This window comes from Candidatus Jordarchaeum sp., from assembly GCF_052745115.1.
Map to the genome: position 1 here is coordinate 1 of NZ_JBRAKS010000331.1, position 4,190 is coordinate 4,190.

At 42.3% G+C, this 4,190-nt stretch carries 4 protein-coding genes; 3 read left to right on the forward strand and 1 reads right to left on the reverse strand.

The genetic code is table 11. The features are described from left to right. Positions 1-238 precede the first annotated feature (238 nt). The 3 genes from ACUVXA_RS17160 (at position 239) to ACUVXA_RS17170 (ending at position 3,449) form a co-directional block, all read left to right on the forward strand. The gene (locus tag ACUVXA_RS17160; protein WP_445872513.1) at positions 239-433 is read left to right on the forward strand and encodes a hypothetical protein; all 195 of its coding nucleotides are present in this window, start codon (positions 239-241) and stop codon (positions 431-433) included. A gap of 173 nt (positions 434-606) precedes the next feature. Beyond that, a complete protein-coding gene (locus tag ACUVXA_RS17165; protein WP_445872514.1) occupies positions 607-2,874 on the forward strand; it encodes a molybdopterin-containing oxidoreductase family protein in 2,268 nt (755 codons plus the stop codon). After that, positions 2,871-3,449, forward strand: coding sequence for a 4Fe-4S dicluster domain-containing protein (locus ACUVXA_RS17170; RefSeq protein ID WP_445872515.1), 579 nt, complete (start codon positions 2,871-2,873; stop codon positions 3,447-3,449). Before ACUVXA_RS17165 ends, ACUVXA_RS17170 begins: the two co-directional genes overlap by 4 nt. A gap of 75 nt (positions 3,450-3,524) precedes the next feature. Here the strand turns inward: ACUVXA_RS17170 and ACUVXA_RS17175 are convergent. Beyond that, a partial coding sequence (locus ACUVXA_RS17175; RefSeq protein WP_445872516.1) for a class I adenylate-forming enzyme family protein occupies positions 3,525-4,190 on the reverse strand: 666 nt, incomplete at its 5' end.

The window sequence follows — 4,190 nt, forward strand, 5'->3', positions numbered from 1 at the left end:
TAGCCATATATGGTATTATTTAGTATTAAATCTTCCTACTGTTGTAAACCCTACTGCGTAATCCGATGTATTATGTTCTAAGCTTGTAAATATTCCTTTTTTTATTCTATTTTTCTTTTTAATTTAATTAATCTCTTTTTTAACCTACGTAGGATAATTTATCCTTAGAAACTTATATAAATTAGAATAGTATTATACTTTTTAATGATTAATTTAAACAATATTGGGAGGGTATTAAATGAAAGTTTGGCCAGAAACAGCTAAACTAAAAAAAGAGCAGATTACAAAAATTCAGGAACTGGAAAAGGAACTCAATGTAGTTCTAGTTGCCTTTGGAAAGCCAACCTCTTTCGCAGATTTGTCCTCAGAACAACTCAAAAGAATACAGAACCTTGAGAAAGAACTTGGTTTAACCTTATTAGCAATGAAATAGGAATCAAAACTATTTTTCAACATATTTTTTTATTTTTTGAATTATGTTAAAGTTATACCCTGAAATAAAATAATTGTCAAGTTAAAAAATACTATTCTTACACGAAAAACAAATAATAATCAAAAACAAGATTAAAAAAGTTGTAGAAATACTCTAATTGAGGTTTAAAGGAAATGACCAAGAAAGGTGAAATTCGTTTAGTAAGAACGGCTTGTCCAGCACACTGTGGAATAGATTGTTGCGGTATTCTGGCTCATGTAAAAGATGACCGGGTTGTTAAGGTGGAGCCGGGAGACTTTCCGGATCCTAGGGATAAGAGAATTTGTCTACGTGGTCTTTCCAGTTTGGAAATCACCTATCATCCCGACCGCTTACAGTATCCTATGAAGCGGGTGGGAGAGCGTGGAGAGGGAAAGTTCGAGAGAATCTCTTGGGATGAAGCATTTGACATAATCGCTACCAAATTTAGAGAAATTGGTGATAAATACGGTTGGCGTGCGATTGGCTGGGTGCTGGGGGGACCGGGAGCCGGTACAACCAAATTTGGAGCTTATCTGCGACTGGCAAGTCTGACTCAAAGCACTCGGGTCAGTGCCTGGGGATATGGTGATGCGGGTCTACCTTGCGGTAGTCGTGTTCTTTTCGGCACCCATCTACCATTCACGTTCTTTTTACCCTATCTTATTCCACCATCAGTACCAGATATGGTGGTTGTTTGGGGTTCAAACCCCGCTGAGTCCCAACCTCTTTTCATGATGCGAAAGATTATGGATGCCAAGGAAAAGGGTGCTCAACTGGTGGTTATTGATCCTCGTTATACCGTAACCGCCAGCAAGGCTGATGAATATCTGGGTATTAAGCCGGGTACTGACGCTGCTCTAGCCCTGGGGTTGATGCATGTTATTTTCAAAAAGGGGCTCCAGAAAGATGATTTTATTCGTAGGTATACTGTGGGGCCTTTTCTTGTAAGAACTGATACCGGGAAGTTTCTTAGAGGTAAAGATTTAGGCTGGAAGGAGACTGAAAATTATATTGTCTGGGACACTGTTTCAAATAAACCCCAGATTTCTGCAGCTACTGAAATTAAACCTGCAATTACTGGAACCTATAAGTTAAACGGCAAAGAATGCAAACCATCATTTCAACTTCTTAAAGAATTAGCCGAACAGTACCCCCCTAGAAAAGCGTCCGAAATTACTGGAATATCGGCTGAGCTCATCAAAAAGTTAGCTGAGAGAATGGGTACTGCGGAAAACATTGCCTTTGTCACTCATATGGGTTTGGCTAGGACACATCATGGAGATATCTCTGTGAGGGCTCTAGGTACTGTGGCTGCTGTTACGGGCAATGTTAATACCGCTTTTGGTTCGGGACATCTTCCCGCGGTACTTAACTGGCAGCCCTTCCTTCACACAATTCCGGAGAAGCCATCGTATCACCGGCTGGGAATACTGCAGCTCTACGATGCAGTCATTAAAGGGAAACCCTGGCCAATTAAGGCAGTGTGGTTTGCTTTCATTAATTTTGTAAACCAGTGCGCCAACAGCGGCAAGATCATAAATGAAGTCTTCCCAAACTTGGAGTTCATCGTGACTGCTGATATATTCATGACTCCTACTGCTCGCTACGCCGATATTTTGCTTCCAGCTTGTAGCTTTCTGGAGTTTTCCGATTTTCTGCCTCATCCCTATCCCTATGTTCAGCTACAGCAGAAAGTCATAGAACCGCTCTATGAATCAAAATCTGATGTAGATATCGCCACTGGGGTTGCTAAAAAACTGGGATTCGCTGAATATTTTGAAGGTGGGGAAGAGGGCTTCATAGACCTCATCATGCAGCATCCCTCTCTAGGCGGAATAACCAGAGAAAAATTGAAAGAGCAAGGAGCCATGAATCTACCCTTCATGCCCGATACTGGTCAAAAGTATGACATCACATTCTCTACTCCCTCAGGAAAAATCGAAATATACGCAGAACAACTAGTAGAGTTTGGTCAAGCCCTTCCCGTCTATCTACCACCCCTGGAGGCTCCAGTAAAGCCGGACAGGGAAAAATATCCCTTAGCCTTCATTCAGGGACACAGCCGTTTTCGCACCCACTCCATGTTTGCCAACGTGACCTCACTTCTGGAGATGAATCCTGAGCCAGTGGTGGAAATTAATCCTATTGATGCGAAAAAGCGTGATATTTCGGATAACGACATTGTGACTGTTTTTAATGACCGAGCTCGTACCACTTTGAGAGCAAGAGTAACGGAAGGTGTCCGACCGGGAGTGATTAATATCACTGAGGGATGGTGGCTTGAACAGTTTGGGGAAGGAAGCGTCAATCATCTAACCCATGATGTCATTAACCCGGTTCACGAATTTGTCTACGAGCCCAACATGAGCATGAACGATGTGGCTGTTGAAGTAGAAAAGCAGGAGGAGGTGGAAAAATGAGCAAACGACTAGGTTTACTCATAGATCAAGAAAGATGCATTGGATGTGAAGCATGCACCGTGGCTTGCAGGATAGAGAACAACAACACAGCGCCATGGATTCTAGTGGAAACACAAAATACGCTCCAAAAAGACACTCCAGAGGGAAGTTTTCCTGAATTGAGGATGAACTTTCTTCCCCGTCTCTGTAATCATTGTGCTAACCCTCCTTGTGTTGATTCTTGTCCTCGCGGGGCCCTAATTAAGAGAGAAGATGGACCAGTAGTTCTGGATGAAGGCAAATGCGATGGGTGTCAAGTCTGCATTGGTGTTTGTCCCTACCATGTAATACATTTCAATCAGGACCGAAATGTTATCGAAAAATGCCACTTTTGCGTACACCGCATTGATCAGGGTCTTGAACCGTTCTGTGTTGTTTGCTGTGAAGGACAGGCTATTTATTTTGGCGATCTAAACGATCCTAAGTCTGAAATTTCAAAAATAATTGCCCTGAGAAAAGCTTTTCAACTTAAACCGGAAAAGGGAACAAATCCATCGGTCTACTATTCTCCTCCCAAGCCGAAAAGAAGACTTTAATTTGGATATCTCTTTATTCACCTCATAAATGCCTGTTTATCTGAAAAAATAAAAGATGATTGATTTTGGGGTGAGCTACTTAATTTTTCCCTCTTTCTTTGCGATTTCTACGGCTTCAGCTCTTAGGGCTTTTTTATCTATCTTGGCAACGCGGGTCAACGGTAGATTGTCTTTAAATATGATGCGTCTGGGAACCTTGTAGTCAGCCAGGCCCTTCTTACAGTACTCTATGAGTTCTTCTGCGTTAACCTTTTTCTCCACCCAAGGATTTGGACGAACAATTGCCCATGGAACCTCAGTATATGTAGGGTCTGGTACACCCACCACTGCTGCTTGGATTATACCCGGATACTTGGTGATGTAGTCCTCAACCTCTGGCGGATAAATGTTGTAGGCTGCGTATCGAATTATTTCCTTTTTCCTAGCGGTGAGCACAAGGTAACCATCCTCCCGTAGATAGCCCACATCGCCTGTAAGTAGCATATTCCCTTTAAGTAGTGTCTTTTTTGTTTCCTCAGGGTTGCCAAAGTATCCCGCCATGTTGCAATCGCCAATAACTGCAATCTCTCCAATTTCACCCGTTTTCAGTTCCTTTTCATAATCATCTATATCCACAATCTTGATTTTATAATCGCCGGCTGCTTTTCCCACGGTGTTAGACAAGTTGTCGAATGTGTCGTCAATTTCGGTCCAGGTTGCGAAGCCCGATGTCTCGGTTAGTCCCCAACCAGTTATTACGTG